The organism is Microbispora sp. NPDC049125, assembly GCF_040802045.1.
In the GTDB taxonomy this organism is placed as follows: Bacteria; Actinomycetota; Actinomycetes; order Streptosporangiales; family Streptosporangiaceae; genus Microbispora.
The window spans coordinates 16,615-37,784 of the sequence record NZ_JBEZDW010000057.1; the positions used below are offsets into that span (position 1 = coordinate 16,615).

The window sequence follows — 21,170 nt, forward strand, 5'->3', positions numbered from 1 at the left end:
TTTGTAGATATTCTCCAGTGCCTTGTAGGTTGTTGGAAGGTATCTACGCCGGGAGGCGGTCGTGGGGGCTCTGTTCGTCGGAGTGGACGGCGGGGGCACCAGCACGCGCTGTGTGGTGGCGGACGAGACCGGCGAGATCGTAGGCCGGGGGCGCGCGGGCGGGGCCAACGCCGTCTCGGTGCGCGACCCCTCCGCCAATCTGCTCGCGGCCCTGCTCACGGCTCTCGGCGACCTCGACCGCTCACGGGTGGCGGCGGGCGTCTTCGGCCTGGCGGGCGCGGCCCGGGCGGAGGGGCTGGCCGAGCGGGCGTGGCACGACGCCGGCTTGCCCGGACGCCCTTCGGTGGTCGCCGACGTCCTCGTCGCCTTCACCGGCGCCACCACGGAGCCGGACGGGACGGTCCTGGTGTCCGGCACAGGGGCGATGGCGGCCCAGATCCGGAATCGGCGGGTCGTCCAGCGTGCCGACGGTCTCGGCTGGCTGCTCGGCGACGAGGGCTCGGGGGTATGGCTGGGCCGGCACGCCGTCACGGCGGCGTTGAAGGCCGTCGACGGCCGCGCCGCCACCACCACGCTGACCGCCCGGATCGCCGGCGCGGTGCTCGGCGGGCCCGCGGAATCCCGGGCGGACGGCCACGCGGTCGCCCCGGCTCTCGTCGCGGCCGTGTATTCGCGGATCGCGGACTCCGGGCCCGCGTGGCTGGCGACCCTCGCCCCGCTGGTGGACGCGGCGGCGGCGGAGGGCGACCCCGTAGCGGCCGGGATCGTCCAGGAGGCCGCGCGCCGGCTCTGCCATACGGCCCGCGTCGTCCAGGAACGGTGCGGCGCGGACGCCCGAGCCGCCTCCGAGGCAGGCGAGGAGTCGGGCAACGGGACAGGCGACGGGACAGGTGACGGCGCCACCGGCGCTCGCGGCCGGGCTGGCGCGGGTGAGGGTGAGCGTGAGGGCGAAGGGCCGGGCGGCGGCTCTCCGGACGGCAGGGGAGCCGGCAACGGCTTCCCGGACGGCCTCGTGACCCGCGGTGGCTCGCCGGACATTGGCTCTTCGGCCAGTGGCTCTTCGGATGGTGGCTCTTCGGATGGAGGCCACGGGCTGCCGGACGCGGCGGCCGGGCCGCTGGTGCTGGCGGGCTCCCTGCTGACCGAGCCGACCGAGCTGGCACGTCTCGTACGGGCGCGGCTGGGGGAGGGAGTGGCCTGGGTGCCCGCTCGCGACGGCGCGGCGGGGGCCGCCGCGCTCGCGCTCCGGGAAGCCCTGCCCCCCGGCGACCCCCGCGCGGTGAAAGGCCACCGGGCGCTGATCGGCGATGGGGAAGGGGACCCGTGAGCGCGCTGGACCGGATGGCCATGACCGTGCTCCAACCGGGCTTCGAGGGCACGGGCTTCGATGGGGCTGGGTTCGAGGGGGCTGGGTTCGAAAGCGCGCGAGCACGGCGAGCTGTGCCGCCCGAATGGCTGCTCCGCGCACTGGCGGACGGCCTGGGCGGCGTGATCCTCTTCGCCCGCAACATCGCCACCCAGGAGCAGACCGCCGCGCTCACGGCGGCGTTGCGTGAGGAGAACCCGGAGGTGATCGTCGCCGTCGACGAGGAGGGCGGCGCCGTGACCCGGCTGGAGGCCGCCACAGGCAGCTCATGGCCGGGCAACCTGGCCCTCGGCGTGGCTGACGACGTCGCGGTGACGGAGCGGGTGGCCCGGCGGATCGGCGGGCTGACCGCCGCGGCGGGGATCACGCTCGACTACGCGCCGGTCGTGGACGTCAACGCCGACCCCCGCAACCCGGTCATCGGGGTGCGCTCGTTCGGCTCCGATCCCGAGGTCGTCTCCCGTCAGGCCGTGGCATGGATCGCCGGCCTCCAGGGCGCCGGTGTGGCGGCCTGTGCCAAGCACTTCCCCGGTCACGGCGACACCGTGACCGACTCCCACCTGGCGCTGCCCACCGTGCCGGCGTCGCGGGAGGTGCTCGAACGGCGCGACCTGGCGCCGTTCCGCGCCGCGATCACGGCGGGCGTGCGTGCCGTCATGTGCGGCCACCTGCTCGTCCCCGCCCTGGACGACGTCCCCGCCACGCTGAGCCGGGCCGTGCTGACCGGGCTGCTGCGCGAGGAGCTCGGGTTCGGCGGCGTCGCCGTCACCGACGCCATCGAGATGCGGGCCGTCGCCGCGCTGTACGAGCCGTCGGAGATCGCGGTCCGCGCTCTGGCCGCGGGGGCCGACGTCATCTGCGTCGGCGTGTCGTCCCCCGGCGGGCGGAGCGTGTACGACCTACGCGACGCGATCGTCCAGGCCGTCCGCGAGGGACGGCTCCCGGAGTGGAGGCTGGCGGAGGCGGCGGAGCGCGTGCTCGGGCTCGCCGCCTGGCACGCCGGGCAGGCCGGCGCCCGGGCCGCGGTCGCCGGGGAGACCGGTGCCGGCGCGGTCGACGACGCCGGCAGGGCACTCGGGCTCGCGGCCGCCTCGGCCGCGCTGCGCGCCACGGGCGCTCCCGACCGGCCGGTGCTGGAGACGGCGCCGCTCGTCGTACGGCTGGCGGCGCGGCAGAGCCAGGCCGTCGGCCGCGCCAGGTCGTTCGGCCTCGCCGGGGCGCTCGCCGAGATCCTTCCGGGCACGGCGGAGGCCGAGGTCGGCGAGGGGGAGGCGCTGCCCGATCTGTCGGATCCGCGCCGTCCCGTGGTCATCGCCGTCCACGACGCCGTACGGCACGCCTGGATGCGGCGGCTCCTGGACGAGGCTGTGCGCGCGCGGCCGGACGCGGTGGTGGTGGAGACGGGTGTGCCCGGCGCGCCCGTCGGGCGTGTGCACCTCGCCACGCACGGGAATGCGGCGGTGTCCGCCAGGGCCGCCGCCCGCTGGCTGACCGCGGGTCCCGGGACGGCGTCGCCGTGAGCCGTCCAAGCCATCGGGTGATCCACGCGCCCGTCCGCGCGGTGATCCACATGACCGTCCGCGCGGTGAGCCGCGCGCCGGCCCACATGGTGAGCCATGAGCCATCCCATGCTCCACGCGATGACTTCGCCCCGTGATCCCCGCAGTCACTGCAGTCACAGCAGTCACCAAGTCGCCGCAGTCACCGCGGCCATGGGCGCCCCCCAAGAGCCATCCCCAAGAGCGACCCCAAGAGCGACCCCAAGAGCCACCTCAAGGAGACCCCGTGAGCCAGCGCCCCCCGGCCCCGCCCAAGCGATCGAACGGACCGGCGGCGGAGGGCCTCGTCGCCACGGTGCGGGCGGTGCTGCCGTCCCTCACTCCGGCCGGCCGGGCCGTCGCCCGGCTGATCCTCGACGATCCCGCGACGGTCGCCCGCAGCACCATCACCCAGCTGAGCGCCGCCTCCGGCACCAGCCAGGCCACCATCGTGCGGACGGCCCGCGCGCTCGGCTTCTCCGGCTACTCCCAGCTCCGCCTGGCGCTGGCCGCCGCCTCGGCCAGGGCGCGGCCGGAGCGGCTGGTGCCCGGCGACCTCGCTCCCGGCGACCCCCTCGCCGACCTGATCGCCAAGGTCGCGCGCGCGGAGTCGGACGCGCTGGCGGACACCGCCGCGCAGCTCGACCCGGAGCGGCTGGGCGCGGTCGTGGAGGCCCTGGCGGGGGCGCGCAGGGTCAGCGTGTACGGCGTCGGCGCCTCCGGCCTGGTGGCCGCCGACATGGCGCAGAAGCTGCTGCGGATCGGCGTGCCCGGCCACGCGTTCACCGACGTCCACCTGGCCCTGACCGGCGCGGCGCTCGCCGTCCCCGGGGACGTGTCGGTGGGCGTGAGCTGCTCGGGTGAGACCCCCGACGTCCTGGAGCCGATGAGGACGGCCCGGGAGGCGGGCGCGGTGACCGTCGCCATCACCAACAACCCGCGCTCGGCCCTGGCCGGGCTGGCCGACCACGTGCTGGTGTCCGCCGGGCGGGAGACCGACTTCCGCCCCGGAGCGCTGGCGAGCCGGATCAGCCAGCTCCTCATCGTCGACTGCGTGTTCGTCAGCCTCGCGCAGCGCACGTACGAGTCCTCCGACGGGGCGCTCAAGGCGACCCGGGCGGCGCTCGACCGGTTCCTCGGCGACCCCCGCAGACGGTCCCGGCCCCAACCTCCGCCCGCATCGCCGCAGCTAGACGGCCTGAGTAAAAATTAACTCCATATCTGACTTCATAGGCGGAAAAAATTGACGGCGTCCTGACGTCGCCCGTATCGTCCAGGCAACCGGGAACCAGGAGCAGCCCATGAAGCGACTCGCGGCGATCGTGGCCCTGGCGTCGACCGCCACCGTCACTGCCTGCGGCACTACGGGGGCGTCGGACACCGCCCAGCAGGGTGGTGGCGTCTACACCACGATCGACGGCAGCAAGCAGATCAACGCCAGCGCGCCGATCAACCCGTTCAACCCCGTGGGGTCGGTCTTCGCGGGCTACAACGGCATGGCGCTGGCCTGGCAGAAGAACGATCCGATCGACCCCGACCAGTTCTACCCCGCCATCGCGAGCAGCTGGACGGCCGCCCCAGACAGGTCGTCCGTCGTGATCCACCTGCAGCCCAACGCCCGCTGGTCGGACGGCAAGCCGGTGACCAGCGAGGACGTCCGCGTGTCGATCGGCCTCGCCTACACCCAGGGCGGCACGGCGTACGCGCTGGACCCGAAGGCGGCGGGCGCGGCGGCCGACATCAAGGTGATCGACCCCAAGACGATCGAGATCACCCAGGGTGCCAACCGGAGCGCGACGTTCCTCGGCAACCTGCTGTCGACGGTGGTGGTCCCCGCCCACGTGTTCGGCCGGCTACTTCCCCCCGACTTCTGGCAGACCCTGAAGACGGCCCAGCAGGCGAGCGGCGCCGCCGCCGAACAGGCCAAGGGCAAGATCACGGGGCTCGCGGAGAAGGTCATCGGGTTCGGCCCCGAGCACGACGTGTCCGCCGGGCCGTTCGTGCTGGAGCGGGTGAACCCGGGGGCCGCGCTGCTGCGGAAGAATCCCTACTTCTACGCCAGCCGGTCGATCGTGCCGGACAAGGTGAAGGTGCTGAACTACACCGGCAACGAGCAGATCTGGAACTACCTGATCTCCGGCCAGCTCGACAACGCGCCGTTCACCTCGGTGCCCACGGCGGTGATGCGGCGCATCCGCGAGGCCAGGGGCAGCGGGGTCGTCACGGGCTACTCGCCGGTGTCCACGTCGATGGCGTTCAACCAGGCGCGCAAGCCGTACGACAACGTGCACGTGCGGCGGGCGATCGCCTACCTCATCGACCGCGCGCAGGTCACCAGGATCGCCTCGCCGGAGGGCGGCACGCCGGCGGCGACGACGTCCGGCATCCACGCGAAGGCGGCCCGGGTGTGGCTCGGCTCCGGGTTCGACGCGCTCGACCCCTACCGCGTCGATCCGGCGAAGGCCGCGGCGGAGCTCAAGGCGGCGGGCATGACCAGGCGCGACGGCAAGTGGGCGATGCCCGACGGGTCGCCGTGGACCGTGCGGATCCACGTGCCCGCGTCGTTCTCCGACTGGGTCGCCGCGGCGAAGTCGATCACCAGCCAGCTGAGCGACCACGGCATCGACGCGACCGTCGTCACCGCGGCCGACTACACGCTCTACCTCGGCGAGCTCGCCCAGGGGAAGTACGACATCGGGTTCTGGCTCATCGGCCTCGGGCCCTCGCCGTACAACATCTTCCAGCGCCTGTACGGCCAGGCGAACGGCTGGCAGATGTTCGGCGGCCGGCTCAAGCACGTCGCGCCCGGCACGGAGGGCAACTGGATGGGCGGCCCGGAGACGGCCGACGCCGGGCCCGACGGGAAGGTGGACCCCGGCGAGCTGACCGCGAAGCTCAACTTCGTCTCCCCCGGGGAGCAGAAGCGCATCGTCGGCGTCCTCGCCCGGGTGGCCAACCAGCAGCTCCCCGTGATCCAGCTGTGGGACTACGTCAACACCCAGTTCGTGAACACCTCCCGGTACACGGCGTTCCCCCCGGACGACGACGAGGCCCTGCGGCTGTCGTCCGGCGTCTGGATGCAGCTCGGGATGATCAAGAAGAGGCAGGCATGACACAAGCGGTCCGAAGCCGGCCCCGGTCGGCTCTCGCCGTCGCCCGGAGAGTGGCCGGCCACCTGATGCGCGGCGTGGTGATGATCTGGGTCGTCGCGACGATCAGCTTCGTCATCATCCGGGAGATCCCCGGGGACCCCGTGCTCGGGCAGTACGAGAGCCTGATCCAGAAGGGCATGTCCCCCGAGCAGGCCGAACGGGCCACGGCCGTGCTGTACGGCTTCCTGCCGACGGGCAGCCTGTGGCATCAGTACCTCGGATACCTGGGATCGCTGGCCCATCTCGACCTCGGCCGGTCGCTGAGCACGCCGGGCGTCGAGGTGACGACGCTGATCGGCTCGGCCGCCCGGTGGACGGTGCTGCCGGTCCTCGCCGGCACGCTGCTGAGCTTCCTGCTCGGCGTCACCATGGGTGTCTACGCGGCCATCAAGCGGTCGGGACGGCTCGGCGACCTGCTCGCGCTGTCCGGCTCGCTGCTGCACGGCATCCCGGTGTACGTGATCGGGCTCCTGCTGACGGCGATCTTCGCGACGCTGTGGCCCGTCATGCCGTCGGGCGGGCCGGTGGACGTCGACTTCGTCCCCGGCCTCAACGCCGGATACGTCGGCTCGCTGATCCACCACGCCGTCCTGCCCGTCGTGACGTACACACTGGCCAGCTACGGCGGATGGATCCTCGCGATGAAGTCGAACGTCGTCGCCGTGCTGGGCGACGACTTCATCCTCGCGGCCGAGCTGCGGGGGCTGCGGCGCGGCATCGTGTTCCGCTACCTCGCGCGCAACGCGATCCTGCCGCTGTTCACGATCCTCGCCCTGTCGATCGGCATGCTCTTCGGCGGCTCGATCTTCATCGAGCAGATCTTCAACTATCCGGGTCTCGGGCTGCTGCTCGTCAACAGCATCAGCAGCCGCGACTACGCGCTGATGGGCGGCACCTTCCTGGTGATCACGATCGGCATCGTGGTCGCCAACATCGCCGCCGACCTGCTGTACACGGTGATCGACCCCCGGGTCAGGAGCGGAGGCGCGACGTGACCGTGATCATCAACCCCGAGGGCGTCGGCGACCCGCTGACCGGGCCCGCCACGACGACGCGGGCGACGTTGCGGCGCAACTTCTGGCGCGGCGTGTGGCGGGTCATGCGGCGCAAGCCGAGCCGGATGGCGGGCGTCGCCATCGTCGCCCTGTTCGCGCTCATGGGTGTCTTCGGGCCGCTGCTCTACCCCGGCCACCTGCCCAGGGACGACAACGCGCTGTACGCGGCGCCCAGCCTGGCGCACCCCTTCGGCACCGACTTCGAGGGCACCGACGTGCTCGCCCTCGTCGTCACCGGCGCGCGGTACGTGCTGCTCACCGGCCTCGCCACGGCCCTCATCACGGTGGCCCTCGGCACCGCCATCGGGCTGTTCGCCGGCTTCCGCCGGGGCCGCTGGGACACCGCGCTCATGCGGCTCACCGACATGAACCTCGCCATCCCGGGGCTGCCGCTGCTCCTCGTGCTGTCGACCGTGTGGAAGTTCACCGGCCCGCTGGAGATGGGCCTGGTGCTCGGCCTGCTCGGGTGGGGCGGCATCGCCCGCGCCGTGCGGTCGCAGACGCTGTCGCTGCGGGAGCGGGGCTTCATCGAGGCGGCCAGGGGGCTGGGCCTGCCCACCACCCACATCATCGGCCGGGAGCTGCTGCCCGGCATGGCGCCGTACATCGCGATGAACATGCTCATCGCGGTGACCGGCGCGGTCTACGCGCAGGTGGGCCTGTTCTTCCTCGGCGTGCTGCCGTTCGAGTCCAACAACTGGGGCGTGATGCTGAACCTCGCCGTCTTCAACGGCGGGGCGCTGACCACGCCCGCCGCCCTGCCGTACCTGCTGGCCCCGCTGCTCGCGATCCTGCTGCTGACGCTCGGCATCGTGCTGATCGTCGACGCGATGGACGAGATCTTCAATCCCCGCCTCCGGGAGGAGTGACCCATGACGCCCCCGCCCGAGGTCCGGATCAAGGACCTCACCGTCGTCTACCGCACCCCGGCGGGCGAGCTGCCCGCCGTCTCCCGCGTGGACCTCACTCTGTCGCCCGGCACGATCACCGGGGTGGTGGGCGAGTCGGGCTCCGGCAAGTCCACCCTCGCGCTGTCCCTGCTCAACGCCGTGCAGCCGCCCGGCCGGATCGCCGGCGGCTCGGTCGAGATCGACGGGCTCGGCGACGTCCTGAGGCTCGGCGGGGAGAGCCTGCGCCGCACCCGCGGGAGCCGGATCGGGTACGTCTTCCAGGCCGCGCAGAACTCGCTCAACCCGCTGAAGACCATCGGCGGGCAGCTGCTCGACCTCGGCCGCTCGCACGAGGTGGACGACCTGCGCGGCCTGGTCCGCGAGGCGAAGGACCTGCTCGCCCGCATGGGCATGGACGGCGCCCGGGTGCTCGACTCCTACCAGCACGAGCTGTCCGGAGGGATGCGCCAGCGGGTCGGCATCATGCTCGCGCTCGTGCTCAACGCCAAGGTCGTCGTGCTGGACGAGCCCACCACCGCCCTCGACATGATCACCCAGGCGACGATCCTGCGGATCGTCCGGGAGATCCACGAGGAGCGGGGGCTCACCACGCTCGTCATCACCCACGACGTCGGCGCGGTCGCCGAGGTCGCCGACACCCTCGCCGTCATGTACGGCGGCAGGGTGGTGGAGCACGGCCCGGTCACCGACGTCCTCGGCTCGCCGGAGCATCCGTACACGCAGGGGCTGATCCGCGCGATCCCGCGCCTGACCGGCGACATCTCGCTGGCCCGTGCGCTGCCGGGCCGCCCGCCCACGCTCGGGACGCTCCCCGTGGGGGGCTGCGTGTTCCGGGAGCGCTGTGAGCGCAGGATGGAGGTCTGCGAGACCGTCGAGCCGGCCAGGACCGACCACGACGGGCGGAGCGTCGCCTGCCACGCGGCCCCGCTCACGCCGGCCAAGCACAAGGAGTTCGTGTGATCACGGGGACCGGCATCACCAAGACCTACCGGCAGCGGGGGTCCGTCCTGGGTGGCCGGGACGTGCCGGCGCTGCGCGGCGTGGACTTCGCCGTCCCGAAGGGCGGCGCCGTCTCGTTCATCGGTGAGTCCGGCTGCGGCAAGACCACGCTCGGCCGGATCATCGCCGGCCTGGAGACCCACGACGCTGGCGAGATCGTCATCGACGGCACGCCCATGTCGGGGCTGAGCCACCGGCGGCGGCAGCCGTACTTCCGGCGGATCCAGCTCATCCACCAGGACCCCTACTCCGCGCTCAACCCCACCCGCACGATCCACCAGACGCTGGAGGCGCCGCTGGCGCTGCGGGCCCGCCGGACCGGCCGGCCGAGGTCGTGGGTGGACGCGCGGGCGCAGGAGCTGCTCTCCCTGGTGGGCATCGACCCCGGGTACGTGCTGCCGCGCTACCCCCACCAGCTCTCCGGGGGCATGCGGCAGCGCGTCGTGATCGCCAGGGCGCTGACGATGGACCCCGAGGTGCTCGTCGCCGACGAGGCCGTCTCCATGATCGACGTGTCGCTGCGGCTCGGCATCCTGTCCCTGCTCAAGGACCTGCGGCAGCGGCTCGGCGTGGGCGTGCTCTTCATCACCCACGACGTCGCCACCGCGCGGTACATCGGGGACGACAGCGAGCTCTACGTGATCTACCGTGGCCAGGTCGTCGAGCGCGGCCCCACGGAGACGATCATCGCCGAGCCGGTGCATCCGTACACGCAGTCGCTGCTGTCGGCCGTCCCGGTGCTGCACGGGCTGGAACGGCCCGGCGCGGAGCGGGTCGTGCCGACCGAGGCGCCGGGACGGCCGGACGCCGCCGAGGGCTGCCTGTTCGCGCCCCGGTGCCCCTTCCGCACCGAGCGCTGCGAGCGTGAGACCCCCGAGCTCGGCCACTACGGCGGCAGCGCCCAGCGCCACGCGTGCTTCCATCCGCGCCGCCGCAGCGTCGTCCCGGTGGGCGCGGGTAAGTGATCACCATGAGTGGAATCTCCCCGATACAACCGGGCCCCCGGGCGGAGGAGGTGGCCGCCGCCGCGCTGTGGGCCGACACCGCCGACACCGCCGACACCGCCGACAGCGTCGGCGGCGCCGCCCTCGTCGTACGGCGCCTGGCGGACCCGCCTGAAGGACGCCGCTGGACGGCCCTGGCCACGCCTGACCTGGACGGCGTGGTGTTCGCCTCGATGTCGGGGGAGGACGCCGGGCACATCGACCTGATCGCCGTCGATCCGGCCGCCCAGGGCAGGGGGATCGGCCGGGCACTGCTGGAGGCGGCCGAGGAGTGGCTGCGTGCGCAGGGCGCCATCGAGGCGCGGTTCAGGGGCAACCCCCCGTGCTACGGCTGGCCGGGAATCGACGTCCGCTACACCCCCGCCGTCTGCCTCGCCGAGAGCTGGGGATACGAGCGGTATCACGCGGCGTGGAACATGACGGTCGACCTCCCCGTCCCGGCCGGGGGGGAGGAGGACGACCTGGCGCGGCTCGCCTCCGCCGGGGTCGCGCTGCACGCCGCCCCCGCGGGGGAGCGGGCCGAGGTGGCGGCGTTCGTCCGGGAGCAGTGGAACGCCAACTGGGCGTGGGAGGCGGAGCAGGCGACCGGCCTCCACTACGCCGTATGTGACGGGGAGATCCTCGGGTTCGCCGCCTGGGGGTCGCGCCCGCTGTGGTTCGGCCCGATGGGCACGGCCGAGGCCGCCCGGGGGCTGGGTGTGGGCCGGGTCCTGCTGCGGCGCTGCCTGGCCGAGCAGGCCGCCGCCGGGCTGAGCAGCGCGCAGATCAGCTGGGTCGGCCCCATCCGGTTCTACTCGCGGGCGGTCGCGGCGCGGGTCGAGCGGGTCTTCTGGCTCTACCGACGGCCGTTGCGCTGAGGCCGGGCCCGTGTCAGTCGTAGAGCAGCTCAGGGCCGGGTGGCCGCGGGGGCGCGCACAGCGGACGGGGGTCCCCGCCCTCGTCGAGCGCGCGGCGCAGCGTGTCCGAGCCCCACAGCAGGTCGAGGAACGGCTGGCAGGCGAAGTCGCCGGGGTAGAGGGTGCGCAGCACGTGCAGGATGGACACGCCCGTGAGCACGGGCAAGAACGCGTTCCGGTCGCAGACGTGGAGCTGGACGCCGCGCACCGCCGCGCCCGCGTGCCTGCCGAACGACGGGGTGAACCACGTGTCGCGGAAGAGCACCCCCGGCAGCCCGAGGCGGCACAGCTCCGCGTGGAGGCGCCCGTCCGCGTACGGCGCCCCGATCAGCTCGAACGGCCGGGTGGTCCCGCGGCCCTCGGAGGCGTTCGTCCCCTCCAGCAGGCCGGTGCCGGGGTAGACCGTGGCGGTGTCGAGGGTCGGCATGTTGGCCGACGGCATCACCCAGGGCAGCCCGGTCTCGTCGAACCAGCGGTCCCTCCGCCAGCCCTCGACCGGCACCACCTCCAGCTCGGCGCCGGCCGTCCGGTTGGCGAGCAGCGCGATCTCGCCGGCGGTGAGGCCGTGCCGTACGGGGACGGGCACCCGGCCGACGAAGCTGGCGAAGGCCGGGTCGAGCGGCGGGCCCTCGGCGAGCGCTCCCCCGATGGGGTTGGGGCGGTCGAGCACGGTGAACCGCAGCCCCAGGCGTGCGGCGGAGCCCATCAGGTCGTACATCGTCCACACATAGGTGTAGAAGCGGGCGCCGACGTCGCTCACGTCGAACACCAGCGCGTCCACTCCGGACGACGCCACGATCTCGTCGAGCACGTCACCGTGCCGCTGGTAGGTGTCGAACACGGGCAGGCCGGTGACCGGGTCGGCGGCGTCGCGCTCCCCGGCGCCCGCCTGGACCATGCCCCGCAGCCCGTGCTCGGGGCCGAACAGCGCGGTCACCCGCACACCCGCCGACAGCAGGGCCGTTGCCGAAGGGGTCAGATCGGGCAGGACTCCGGTGGGGTTGGTGATGAGGCCGACCCGGTGCCCGGCGGCCCGTCGCGGACCGCCGGCCAGCCTCTCCAGGCCCGTGCGCACGCGACTCATCTGGATAAAGCACTCCAAATATGAGGAATCATGACGCAATCACTCGCCGCTCTCGCCACTGAACAGAGCGATCCCCGTTACAGCGGGATCGACACCCTCTCCACGGAGGAGATCGCGCGGCTCATGAACGCGGCCGACGCCGGCGTGCCCGCGGCGGTGGGCCGCGCCGTCCCGGCGATCTCCGCCGCGATCGACGACGTGGCCAGGCGGATGTCGGCCGGCGGCCGGCTCCTGTACGTCGGCGCCGGCACCTCGGGACGGCTCGCGGTGCTGGACGCCTCGGAGTGCCCGCCCACGTTCGGCACCCGGCCGGATCTGGTCCAGGGCGTCATCGCGGGCGGGGAGGCCGCCCTTGTGCGGTCCGTCGAGGGGGCCGAGGACGACGCGGAGGCGGGCGCGGCCGTCATCTTGAGCAAGAACACCGGCCCGCTCGACTCGGTGGTGGGAATCTCGGCCAGCGGGCGGGCGCCGTACGTCGTGGCCGCGCTGGCGCAGGCCCGCCGGCTGGGTGCGCTCACCGTGGCGCTCGCGTGCAATGAGGGCACCCCCCTCGCGGCGGAGGCCGACCACGCCATCGAGGTGATCGTCGGGCCCGAGGTGGTCACCGGCTCCACCCGGCTCAAGGCAGGCACGGCCCAGAAGCTCGTGCTCAACATGATCTCGACGATCACGATGATCAGGTGCGGGCGGACGTACGGCAACTACATGGTCGACGTGGTGGCCAGCAACTCCAAGCTCGTCGACCGCGCGGCCCGGATCGTCGCCGACATCACCGGCGCGGAGACGTCGGCCGCGCGTGAGGTCCTGGAGGACGCGAGCCGTGATGTGAAGACCGCCGTCGTCATGATCGAACGGGGCGTCGGCGCGGACGACGCGCGGGCGCTGCTCGCCGCGAGCGGCGGCCGGCTGGCCGCGGCCCTCCGCGGCGCCTGATCCCATCCGGGAGCCGCGGCCGGCTCCGGCCGCGGGCTGAGAGAAGTGGTGGCGGTATGCCAGAGGGACGTGTGGCCGGGCGGCCGGAGGAGACGGCAGGCGGTGCCCTGGAGGACGTCCTGCGGGCGGCCGTGCCCGGGGTCGCGTCCGCCGCGGCCGCGCTGGTCGCCGTGGACGGGGACGTCGTCGCGTCGGCCGCCGTGGGGGAGGCCGCGCGCTACGGCGACGCCGCGGAGACCCTCCTGGAGGACCGCCCGCCCGCCGGGCCCGGCTCGGTCTTCGACATCGCGTCGCTGACCAAGCTGTTCACGACCGTCGTGCTGCTCTCGCTCGCCGAGGAGGGCCGGGCCGACCTGGACGGCCCGGTCGCGGCCTGGCTCCCGGCCCACTACGGCCACCGGCCCGAGATCACCCTGCGCCACCTGCTGACCCACGCGTCCGGCCTGCCGCCCGGCCGCCGGGTGGAGGGCGAGCCGCCGGACAGCCGCTGGGACCTGATCCTGTCCACCCCTGCCTCCGGTCCACGGGGAGCGCACGTCTACTCCGACGTCGGCTTGATCACCGCCGGCCGGGTGGCGGAGGAGGCCGGGGGCGCGCCGCTCGACCTGCTCGTCCGTGAGCGTGTCACCGGCCCCCTCGGCATGGCGGACACGCTCTTCCGTCCGGGCCCCGGGCTGCTGCCCAGGATCGTGGCCACCGAGTTCAAGCCGGGACGCGGCTGTGTGCGGGGCGAGGTTCACGACGAGACCGCGCACGCCCTCGGCGGCGTCGCCGGCCACGCGGGGCTGTTCTCCACCACCGCCGACCTGCTCCGCTTCGGCGAGATGCTGCGGACCGGCGGCGCGGGCGTGCTGGCCCCCGAGTCGGTCCGCGAGATGCTCCGCGACCAGGGCGTCCCGGGCGCCTCGTTCCGCCAGGGCCTCGGCGTGCGGATCGGCGACCCGGCCATCGTCGGGCCGCTCCACGACGCCTTCGGCCACTCCGGCTTCACCGGCACGTCGCTGGTCGTCGATCCCGGACGCCGCCTGACGATCGTCCTGCTCACCAACAACGTGCACCCGCTGAGGGGCCGGCCCGGCATCCGCGACCTGCGTACGGCCGTCGCCGCCGAGGGGGCGCGCCTCGCCCACGGCCGGGGCCGCGCACCGATGTGACCGATCACGGATCTCGCGTCAAGGACAGGGGCCCGAATCCAAGTGGGTCTTGCAGGCACCGGAAAAGAACGTTTTAATCCCCGGTGACAGGGATGTAAAACGCTCCGCGGCGCCGTGTCACCGGGATCTCGGGTGTCGAAGGCGGCGCCGGGGCTTGAGTTCGCCGACCGTCCGGGCTCCCTTGGAGCCGGGCGGCACCCCAGCTCCATGAAAGGCACCCGAAACTCCGGCCGCACGTATGGGAAAGCGCTTACCGGGGAGCGCGGATCGGGACCAGGAGTCATCCCGGCGGGCCCGGTCACGGCCGGTCCGACGACCGTGACATGCGGATGGGCGACCGGCGCGCGAGCCCGGCTGTTTCGGGGTTCCATCCATCACCAGCACGGAGGTCGAGCAGAGCCATGCCTGAAATCACCCGACGGGACGTGTTGAGGGGAATCGCCGCCGGCGGCGCGGCTGTGCCGCTGGCCTCGCTGCCGACCGGCCAGGCCCGCGCGGCGTCCGGCCAGGCGCTCGCGGCGGCGCCCGAAGTGGGCCTGCGGTGGCTGGAGGACAAGCCCGGCGTGGCCGCCTTCTCCACCTGGGGCACGCCCTGGCCGAAGGGCGTCGTCCCCAGGGAGACGACCTTCGCCCTGACCGCCGCCGGGGGCGCGGCCGTCCCGGTGCAGACCTGGCCGCTGGCCTACTGGCCCGACGGGTCGCTGAAGTGGACCGCGCACGCCATCACCGCGGACGTCCCCGCCGAGAGCTACACCCTCACGGCAGGCACCCCCGCCGCCCCGGCCGAACCGGTCACGGTCAAGGACGAGAAGAACCACGTCGACGTCGACACCGGCGTGATCAAAGCCCGCGTCCGCAAGAGCGGCACCGAGCTGATCAGCCAGATCTGGCGCGGAGACGTCGAGATCGCCCGCAAGGGCCGGCTCGTCAACCTCAAGCAGGACAAGATGGACGAGAGCGAGGAGAGCTCGACCGTCCTGGATCGTTTCGAGAGCGACATCCAGAAGGTCACGGTCGAGCAGTCAGGCCCGGTTCGCGCGGTGATCCGGGTCGAGGGCCGCCACCTGAACAAGAAGGGCAAGGCCTGGCTGCCGTTCACGGTGCGGCTCTACTTCTACGCTGGCGCGGAGTCCGTCCGCATGCTGCACACCTTCGTCTTCGACAGCGAGGGGCGCAAGGACTTCATCGCCGGGCTCGGGGTCCGCTTCGCCGTCCCCATGCGCGACGCCACCTACGACCGGCACGTCCGCTTCGTCGGCGACGGCCGGGGCATGCTCACCGAAGCGGTCAAGGGCATCACCGGGCTGCGCCGCGACCCCGGCCTCGCCGTACGGAAGGCGCAGGTCGCGGGCACCAGGCTGCCCGACCCCGCGACCTGGGACCAGCGGGTCACCACGCGCCTGCAGTACATCCCCGAGTGGGGCGACTACTCGCTCAGCCAGCTCACCTCCGAGGGCTTCACGCTGAAGAAGCGCACCAAGAAGGGCTACGGCTGGGTCGGCGTCGACCAGGGCGGGCGCGCCTCCGGCTTCGGCTACGTCGGCGGGGTCGGCGGCGGGCTCGCCTTCGGGATGCGCGACTTCTGGCAGCGCCACCCCACCCGGCTCGACATCCGGGGCGCCCACACCGACGAGGCGGAGGTCACCGTCTGGCTCTGGTCGCCGGACGCCGGGCCGATGGACATGCGCTTCTACCACGACGGCATGGGCCAGGACACCTACCCCGAGCAGATCGAAGGGCTCAACATCACCTACGAGGACTACGAGCCCGGGTTCGGCACGCCGTACGGGATCGCGAGGACCACCGAGCTGACCTTCTGGGCACTGCCCGCCACGCCAGCCGCCGACCGGCTGGCCGCGCTCGCCGACACCGTCCGCACCCCGCCGCAGATCGTCAACCCGGTCGGCCACCTGGTCGCGGCGAAGGTGTTCGGCGGGCTGTTCGGCCCGGTCGACCGCTCCACGCCGGCGAAGAAGGCCGTCGAGGACCACCTGGACTTCCTGTTCTCCTTCTACAAGGGGCAGGTGGACCAGCGGCACTGGTACGGCTTCTGGAACTACGGCGACATCATGCACACCTACGACGAGGACCGCAGGGTCTGGCGGTACGACGTCGGCGGCTACGCGTGGGACAACTCCGAGCTGTCACCCGACATGTGGCTCTGGTACGCCTACCTGCGCTCGGGACGGGCCGACGTCTACCGGTTCGCCGAGGCGATGACCCGGCACACCGGCGAGGTGGACGTCTACCACCTGGGCGAGTGGGCGGGGCTCGGCACCCGGCACGGCGTGCAGCACTGGGCCGACAGCGCCAAGCAGCAGCGCATCTCCACGGCCGTCTACCGGCGGTTCTACTACTTCCTCACCGCCGACGAGCGGACCGGCGACCTCATGCGGTCCCTGGTGGACTCCGACAAGACGTTCCTGGCGCTCGACCCGCTGCGCAAGATCCGCACCGAGCCGTACACGCCGGACCCGCACGCGCTGGGCGTCGGTCTCGGCACCGACTGGAGCGGGCTGGTCGCCGCATGGCTCACCGAGTGGGAGCGCGGCGGCGACCCCATCGCGGAGAGGAAGCTCAGGGCCACGATGCGGACCATCGCCGCGATGCCCAACGGCTTCGTCACCGGCGAGGGCCTGTACGACATCGACACCGGCGAGTTCGCGCCCGCCGAGAAGAAGGTGTCCGTCTCCCACCTGTCTGCCATGTTCGGGCAGGTCGAGGTATGCGCCGAGCTCATCGACCTGATCGACATGCCCGAGTTCGAGAAGGCGTGGCTGCAGTACTGCCGGCTGTTCAACGGGACGGCCGCCGAGCAGACGGCGGAGACCGGGGCGTCGTTCGGCAGCCTCATCCTCAGGCAGGGCCACTCGCGCCTCACCGCGTACGCCGCGGTCCGCCTCAACCGGGAGGACCTGGCCACCCGGGCGTGGACGGAGTTCTACACCGGCGACGGGTACGGCCCGGGCCTGCCGTGGAGCTCGGTCGAGGTCACCTCGACGCTCAACCCGACGGAGGAGGCCGCGTGGGTGTCCACCAACACCACCGCCCTGTACGGCCTGGCCGCCATCCAGAACCTGGCCCTCGTCGGTGACAAGATCACCAACCCCTGATCGGCGGCCACCGTGTGATCTGGCACTATCCGGCATTTATCCGGCGCTTTGGCGGATCTCGGCGCCTGGCGGCCTTCGGCCCCGCCGCGTACAAGGAGGGAGAAGCCGCAGGCGGCAGCCGTACGCGGGTGCCGCTCGTCGCGGGTTCTACCGGCGCTGGTCCCTGTCTGGCGTGGGTCCTTGTCTGGCGTGGGTCCTTGTCTGGCGTGGGTCCCTGTCTGGCGTGGGTCCTTGTCTGGCGTGGGTCCTGGTCGCCGCGGGTTCAGTCCTGGCGGGTTTCTAGTCCTCGCGAGGGACGCCGTAGCGCAGGCCGTCCATGAGCAGGTCGAGCAGGCGGCCGGCCTGGTCGCGCCGCTCGGGATCCCCCGCGGCGAGGGACACGCCGCTCAGGCTCGCGAGCACGTCGCCCGGCTCGACGTCCGACCGTACGGTCCCCGCGGCGGCGCCTGCCCGGATCAGCGTCGTGATCACGCCGGTCAGCCGGTCGCGGCTGTGCGCGTACGGGTTCCCGCCGGAGGCGATGACGGCGCGCAGCGCGTCGGCCATGCCGCGTTTTGTCGTCATGTAGTCGACGAAGCGGTCCATCCAGGCGCGGAACGCCTCGTCCGGGGGAAGGGCCTGGAGGAGCTCCGCCGTGGAGTCGCACAGGCGGGCCAGCTCGTTGCGGTAGGCCGCCTCGATCAGCGCCTCACGGGTGGGGAAGTGCCGGTAGAGCGTGCCGATGCCGACGCCGGCGTCCTTGGCGATGGAGTCGAGCGTGACCTCCGGGCCCTCCTGGGAGAAGGCGCGGACCGCGGAGTCGAGCAGCCGGTCGCGGTTGCGTTGCGCGTCCGCGCGCAGCGGCCGGCTTCCGGTTGCCGTCACGGGGTCCTCCTCGGAGTGATTTGCTAACCGGAGGTTCATCCGCTTACAGTCGAGCGTAGCGGAGTTTCCTCCGCTTTTGATTGTACCGGTCCGGCCTGCGAGCCGGCCTTCGGGACAGACGGGGAAATCATGACGTCGATCACCAGCCGTATCACCACTCCGTTCACCGCCGAGTCCACCGCCGCCGAGGTCGTCGACGGGATCGATCTCACCGGCCGCCGCGTCGTCGTCACGGGCGGGGCGTCCGGCATCGGCGTCGAGACCGCCAAGGCCCTCGCGGGCGCGGGCGCCGAGGTCACCCTCGCCGTACGCGATGCCGAGGCGGGGCGGCGCACCGCCGAGGAGATCGCTGCGGCCACCGGCAGCAAGCAGGTCCTCGTGGCGCGGCTGGACCTCGCCGACCAGGCGTCGGTCGCGGCGTTCACAGCCGCCTGGGACGGCCCCCTGGACATCCTGGTGAACAACGCCGGCGTGATGGCGTCGCCCGAGACGCGCACGCCCGAGGGCTGGGAGCTGCAGTTCGCCACCAACCACCTCGGCCACTTCGCGCTGGCCACGGGCCTGCACGGCGCGCTGGCCGCGGCCGGCGGCGCCCGGGTCGTCTCCGTCAGCTCGTCCGCGCACCTGCGCTCGCCCGTCGTCTTCGACGACATCCACTTCCGGGAGCGGGCGTACGAGCCGTGGCTGGCGTACGGGCAGTCGAAGACGGCCAACGTCCTGTTCGCCGTCGAGGCGACCCGGCGCTGGGCCGGCGACGGCATCACGGTGAACGCGCTGATGCCGGGCGCCATCCGGACCAACCTGCAGCGGCACGTCACCGACGAGGACCTCGAGCGGATGCGGGCCGCGAGCGGTGGTACGAGCTTCGCCTGGAAGACGCCCGAGCAGGGCGCCGCCACGTCCGTGCTGGTCGCGACCTCCCCGCTGCTCGACGGTGTCGGCGGCCGCTACTTCGAGGACTGCAACGAGGCCGAGGAGAACCAGCCCGGCACGCGCCGGGGCGTCGCGCCGTACGCGCTCGACCCCGAAGCGGCCGCACTGCTGTGGCATGTCTCCGTCGACACCCTGGCGAGCTGATCATGGCGAAGATCTGGCTCATCACCGGCAGCTCCCGCGGCCTCGGCCGCGCGCTGGCCGAGGCCGCCCTTGAAGGCGGCGACCGGGTGGTCGCGACCGCGCGGCGCCCCGAGCAGCTCGACGATCTCGTGCGCAGGTACGGCGGCAGTGTCCGAGCGGTCGCGCTCGACGTCACCGACGCTTCCGCCGCCGGGGCGGCGGTCCGGACGGCGCTCGACGAGTTCGGCGGGCTCGACGTCGTCGTCAACAACGCGGGCTACGCCGACAGCGCGGCGATCGAGGAGATGCCGGACGAGAGCTTCCGCGCGCAGATCGAGGCGAACCTGTTCGGGGTCGTCAACGTCACCAAGGCGGCGCTGCCCGTGCTGCGCCGTCAGCGGTCGGGGCACTTCGTCCAGTTCTCGTCCATCGGCGGACGCGTCGGCGGCACGCCGGGCATGGGCGCCTACCAGACGGCGAAGTGGGCCGTCGAGGGCTTCTCGGAGGTCCTCGCCAACGAGGTCAAGCCGTTCGGCGTCAAGGTCACCATCATCGAGCCCGGCGCCTTCCGCACCGACTGGGGCGGGTCGTCCATGACCGTCCCACCGGTGGGTGAGGACTACGAACAGACGGTCGGGGAGATGAACCGCTACCGCGATTCGACAGTCGAGAAGTGGCCCGGGGACCCGGTACGGGCAGCCAAGATCATTATGGACATCGTGCGCCATGATGATCCGCCGCTGCGCCTGCTGCTCGGCGCGGCCGCCGTGGAGTCCGCCAGGAAGGCCTCCGAATCGCGGGCCGCGGAGGCGGAGAAGTGGGCCGAGGTGAGCGCGTCCGCCGACTTCCCGCCCGGCGAGTAACCACCTGGCGGTGTGCGGGCACGTGGAGATGACCGTACGCGCCGGCGGGGGCCGGCACGTGCGGTCATCCTTTCCCGGTCATCCTTTCCGGGGCCGAACGCTTGGGGACCGAAGGCTTGGGGTTGGAAGGCCCGAAGCCTTCGGGGCTGATGTTTCGGCGGTGCCAGTGGATAACCCGGATTCGGTGGTTCGAGGGTCTGTGGCTTCGCTGGGGTTCGAACGGCTCGGCGGCTTGTTCGTCAGAGGTGGATGCCCAGAGAGCGGTCGCTCTTAGATCCTGGGGCGGGGGCCGCCCTCTGAGGGCGCGGCAGGCGGTCGCGTGACCGCGAATCATGGCCTGGAGCCTGGAGTGAAGTGTGCGGCCGGGCCGGGTCGGCCACCCGCGCGGCTCGTGCGAAGCGCAGTTAGCTCGTTGATCGATTCAATGCCGCTGTCGCGTCGAGCGGCGATCACGGCTTGCATCGAGCGTGTGTTCGATATAGGGTGGGGGTAGCCGTTACAGGTGAGCTTAGTTGGCGGGCCGTTGTGGGCCATGCGCCGTGTGATGAGTAGCTGAGTCTGCGTGAGGGGTTCCCGGTCCGGGCGATCGGGAGGCAGTCTGTCGCTTTCGTTGCCGGTCAGGGGGGTGCCCGCCGTGTCAGCTCCGTCTCCATCTTCGCCGTCGTCTTCGTCCGCATCTTCGCCGTCGTCTTCGTCGGCTCGGCTGCCGGTGTCGCCGTCTGTTCAGTCGCCTGGCTGGGCACCTGGTGGCGGCCGTCCCGCCGTGGCGCGTCCTTTCACCCTTGTTGGTTCGGCGGTGGCCGACGATCGGTGCTCCGGTTCCTCTGCTGGCGCAGCCGAGGCTGAGCCGGTGCCCCTGCCCGGCCTTGATGCTTATAGCGGTGCAGCCGTGGCCGGCTCCCCGGTCGACCGGGTGACCCCGCCTGTGGCAGGACCTGCACCCGAACCGATAGCGGCCTCCGTGACCGAGCCGGTGGCCGGGCCGATGGAGACTCCTGCGGCGGGGCCTGTGGGTGAACCGGTGGCCGATTCTGAGGCCGGGTTGGTGGCCGACGGTGGGGCTGAGCGGGTGGCTGAGTCGGTGGCTTCGGTGGCTTGTCGTGGTGGGGGTGGGTGGTTGGGGGGTTGGGGGGAGGATCGGCCGGGGGTGCCGATTCCTGAGGGGCTGGCCGCGTTGCCGCC

Annotated in this window: 16 protein-coding genes; 14 read left to right on the forward strand and 2 right to left on the reverse strand. The window is 72.6% G+C overall.

Features of this window, described 5'->3' with window-relative positions; genetic code table 11:
* Positions 1-61 precede the first annotated feature (61 nt).
* The 9 genes from AB0B72_RS37810 (at position 62) to AB0B72_RS37850 (ending at position 10,882) form a co-directional block, all read left to right on the forward strand.
* Positions 62-1,327 (forward strand): N-acetylglucosamine kinase, encoded by a 1,266-nt coding sequence (locus tag AB0B72_RS37810; RefSeq protein ID WP_367744408.1) that lies wholly within the window; start codon positions 62-64, stop codon positions 1,325-1,327.
* Entirely contained in the window at positions 1,324-2,886 is a 1,563-nt protein-coding gene (locus AB0B72_RS37815; RefSeq protein WP_367744410.1) for a glycoside hydrolase family 3 N-terminal domain-containing protein, read from the forward strand. Before AB0B72_RS37810 ends, AB0B72_RS37815 begins: the two co-directional genes overlap by 4 nt.
* A 265-nt stretch (positions 2,887-3,151) precedes the next feature.
* Complete coding sequence (locus tag AB0B72_RS37820; protein ID WP_367744411.1) at positions 3,152-4,117, forward strand: MurR/RpiR family transcriptional regulator; 966 nt, start codon at positions 3,152-3,154, stop codon at positions 4,115-4,117.
* A gap of 88 nt (positions 4,118-4,205) precedes the next feature.
* Positions 4,206-6,017 (forward strand): ABC transporter substrate-binding protein, encoded by a 1,812-nt coding sequence (locus AB0B72_RS37825; protein WP_367744412.1) that lies wholly within the window; start codon positions 4,206-4,208, stop codon positions 6,015-6,017.
* Entirely contained in the window at positions 6,014-7,051 is a 1,038-nt protein-coding gene (locus AB0B72_RS37830; RefSeq protein WP_367744413.1) for an ABC transporter permease, read from the forward strand. The genes AB0B72_RS37825 and AB0B72_RS37830 overlap by 4 nt, the downstream gene beginning before the upstream one ends.
* Entirely contained in the window at positions 7,048-7,980 is a 933-nt protein-coding gene (locus tag AB0B72_RS37835) for an ABC transporter permease (protein WP_367744414.1), read from the forward strand. Before AB0B72_RS37830 ends, AB0B72_RS37835 begins: the two co-directional genes overlap by 4 nt.
* A 3-nt stretch (positions 7,981-7,983) precedes the next feature.
* Positions 7,984-8,982: an ABC transporter ATP-binding protein gene (locus AB0B72_RS37840; RefSeq protein ID WP_367744415.1), complete on the forward strand. Its 999-nt coding sequence runs from the start codon at positions 7,984-7,986 to the stop codon at positions 8,980-8,982.
* On the forward strand, positions 8,979-9,986 hold the full coding sequence (locus AB0B72_RS37845; RefSeq protein WP_367744416.1) for an ABC transporter ATP-binding protein: 1,008 nt from the start codon (positions 8,979-8,981) through the stop codon (positions 9,984-9,986). The genes AB0B72_RS37840 and AB0B72_RS37845 overlap by 4 nt, the downstream gene beginning before the upstream one ends.
* A gap of 5 nt (positions 9,987-9,991) precedes the next feature.
* The gene (locus tag AB0B72_RS37850; RefSeq protein ID WP_367744417.1) at positions 9,992-10,882 is read left to right on the forward strand and encodes a GNAT family N-acetyltransferase; all 891 of its coding nucleotides are present in this window, start codon (positions 9,992-9,994) and stop codon (positions 10,880-10,882) included.
* Between the two features lie 13 nt (positions 10,883-10,895).
* On the opposite strand, the gene AB0B72_RS37855 is transcribed toward AB0B72_RS37850, so the two are convergent.
* The gene (locus AB0B72_RS37855; RefSeq protein WP_367744419.1) at positions 10,896-12,005 is read right to left on the reverse strand and encodes an exo-beta-N-acetylmuramidase NamZ domain-containing protein; all 1,110 of its coding nucleotides are present in this window, start codon (positions 12,003-12,005) and stop codon (positions 10,896-10,898) included.
* A gap of 30 nt (positions 12,006-12,035) precedes the next feature.
* On the opposite strand from AB0B72_RS37855, the gene murQ reads away from it, so the two are divergent.
* The 3 genes from murQ (at position 12,036) to AB0B72_RS37870 (ending at position 17,205) form a co-directional block, all read left to right on the forward strand.
* Positions 12,036-12,938 carry an N-acetylmuramic acid 6-phosphate etherase gene (gene murQ / locus AB0B72_RS37860; RefSeq protein ID WP_367744421.1) on the forward strand — a complete coding sequence of 301 codons (903 nt, stop codon included), beginning with the start codon at positions 12,036-12,038 and terminating at the stop codon, positions 12,936-12,938.
* A gap of 56 nt (positions 12,939-12,994) precedes the next feature.
* Entirely contained in the window at positions 12,995-14,092 is a 1,098-nt protein-coding gene (locus tag AB0B72_RS37865; protein WP_367744422.1) for a serine hydrolase domain-containing protein, read from the forward strand.
* 401 nt (positions 14,093-14,493) lie between these two features.
* Complete coding sequence (locus AB0B72_RS37870; protein ID WP_367744424.1) at positions 14,494-17,205, forward strand: Tat pathway signal sequence domain protein; 2,712 nt, start codon at positions 14,494-14,496, stop codon at positions 17,203-17,205.
* 279 nt (positions 17,206-17,484) lie between these two features.
* Here AB0B72_RS37870 and AB0B72_RS37875 read toward each other — a convergent pair whose 3' ends face one another.
* The gene (locus tag AB0B72_RS37875; RefSeq protein ID WP_367744426.1) at positions 17,485-18,069 is read right to left on the reverse strand and encodes a TetR/AcrR family transcriptional regulator; all 585 of its coding nucleotides are present in this window, start codon (positions 18,067-18,069) and stop codon (positions 17,485-17,487) included.
* A 129-nt stretch (positions 18,070-18,198) separates the two neighbouring features.
* Here AB0B72_RS37875 and AB0B72_RS37880 point away from each other — a divergent pair, with 129 nt between their 5' ends.
* Entirely contained in the window at positions 18,199-19,146 is a 948-nt protein-coding gene (locus tag AB0B72_RS37880; protein WP_367744427.1) for an SDR family NAD(P)-dependent oxidoreductase, read from the forward strand.
* A 2-nt stretch (positions 19,147-19,148) separates the two neighbouring features.
* A complete protein-coding gene (locus tag AB0B72_RS37885) occupies positions 19,149-19,988 on the forward strand; it encodes an oxidoreductase (protein ID WP_367744428.1) in 840 nt (279 codons plus the stop codon).
* Positions 19,989-21,170: the final 1,182 nt, after the last annotated feature.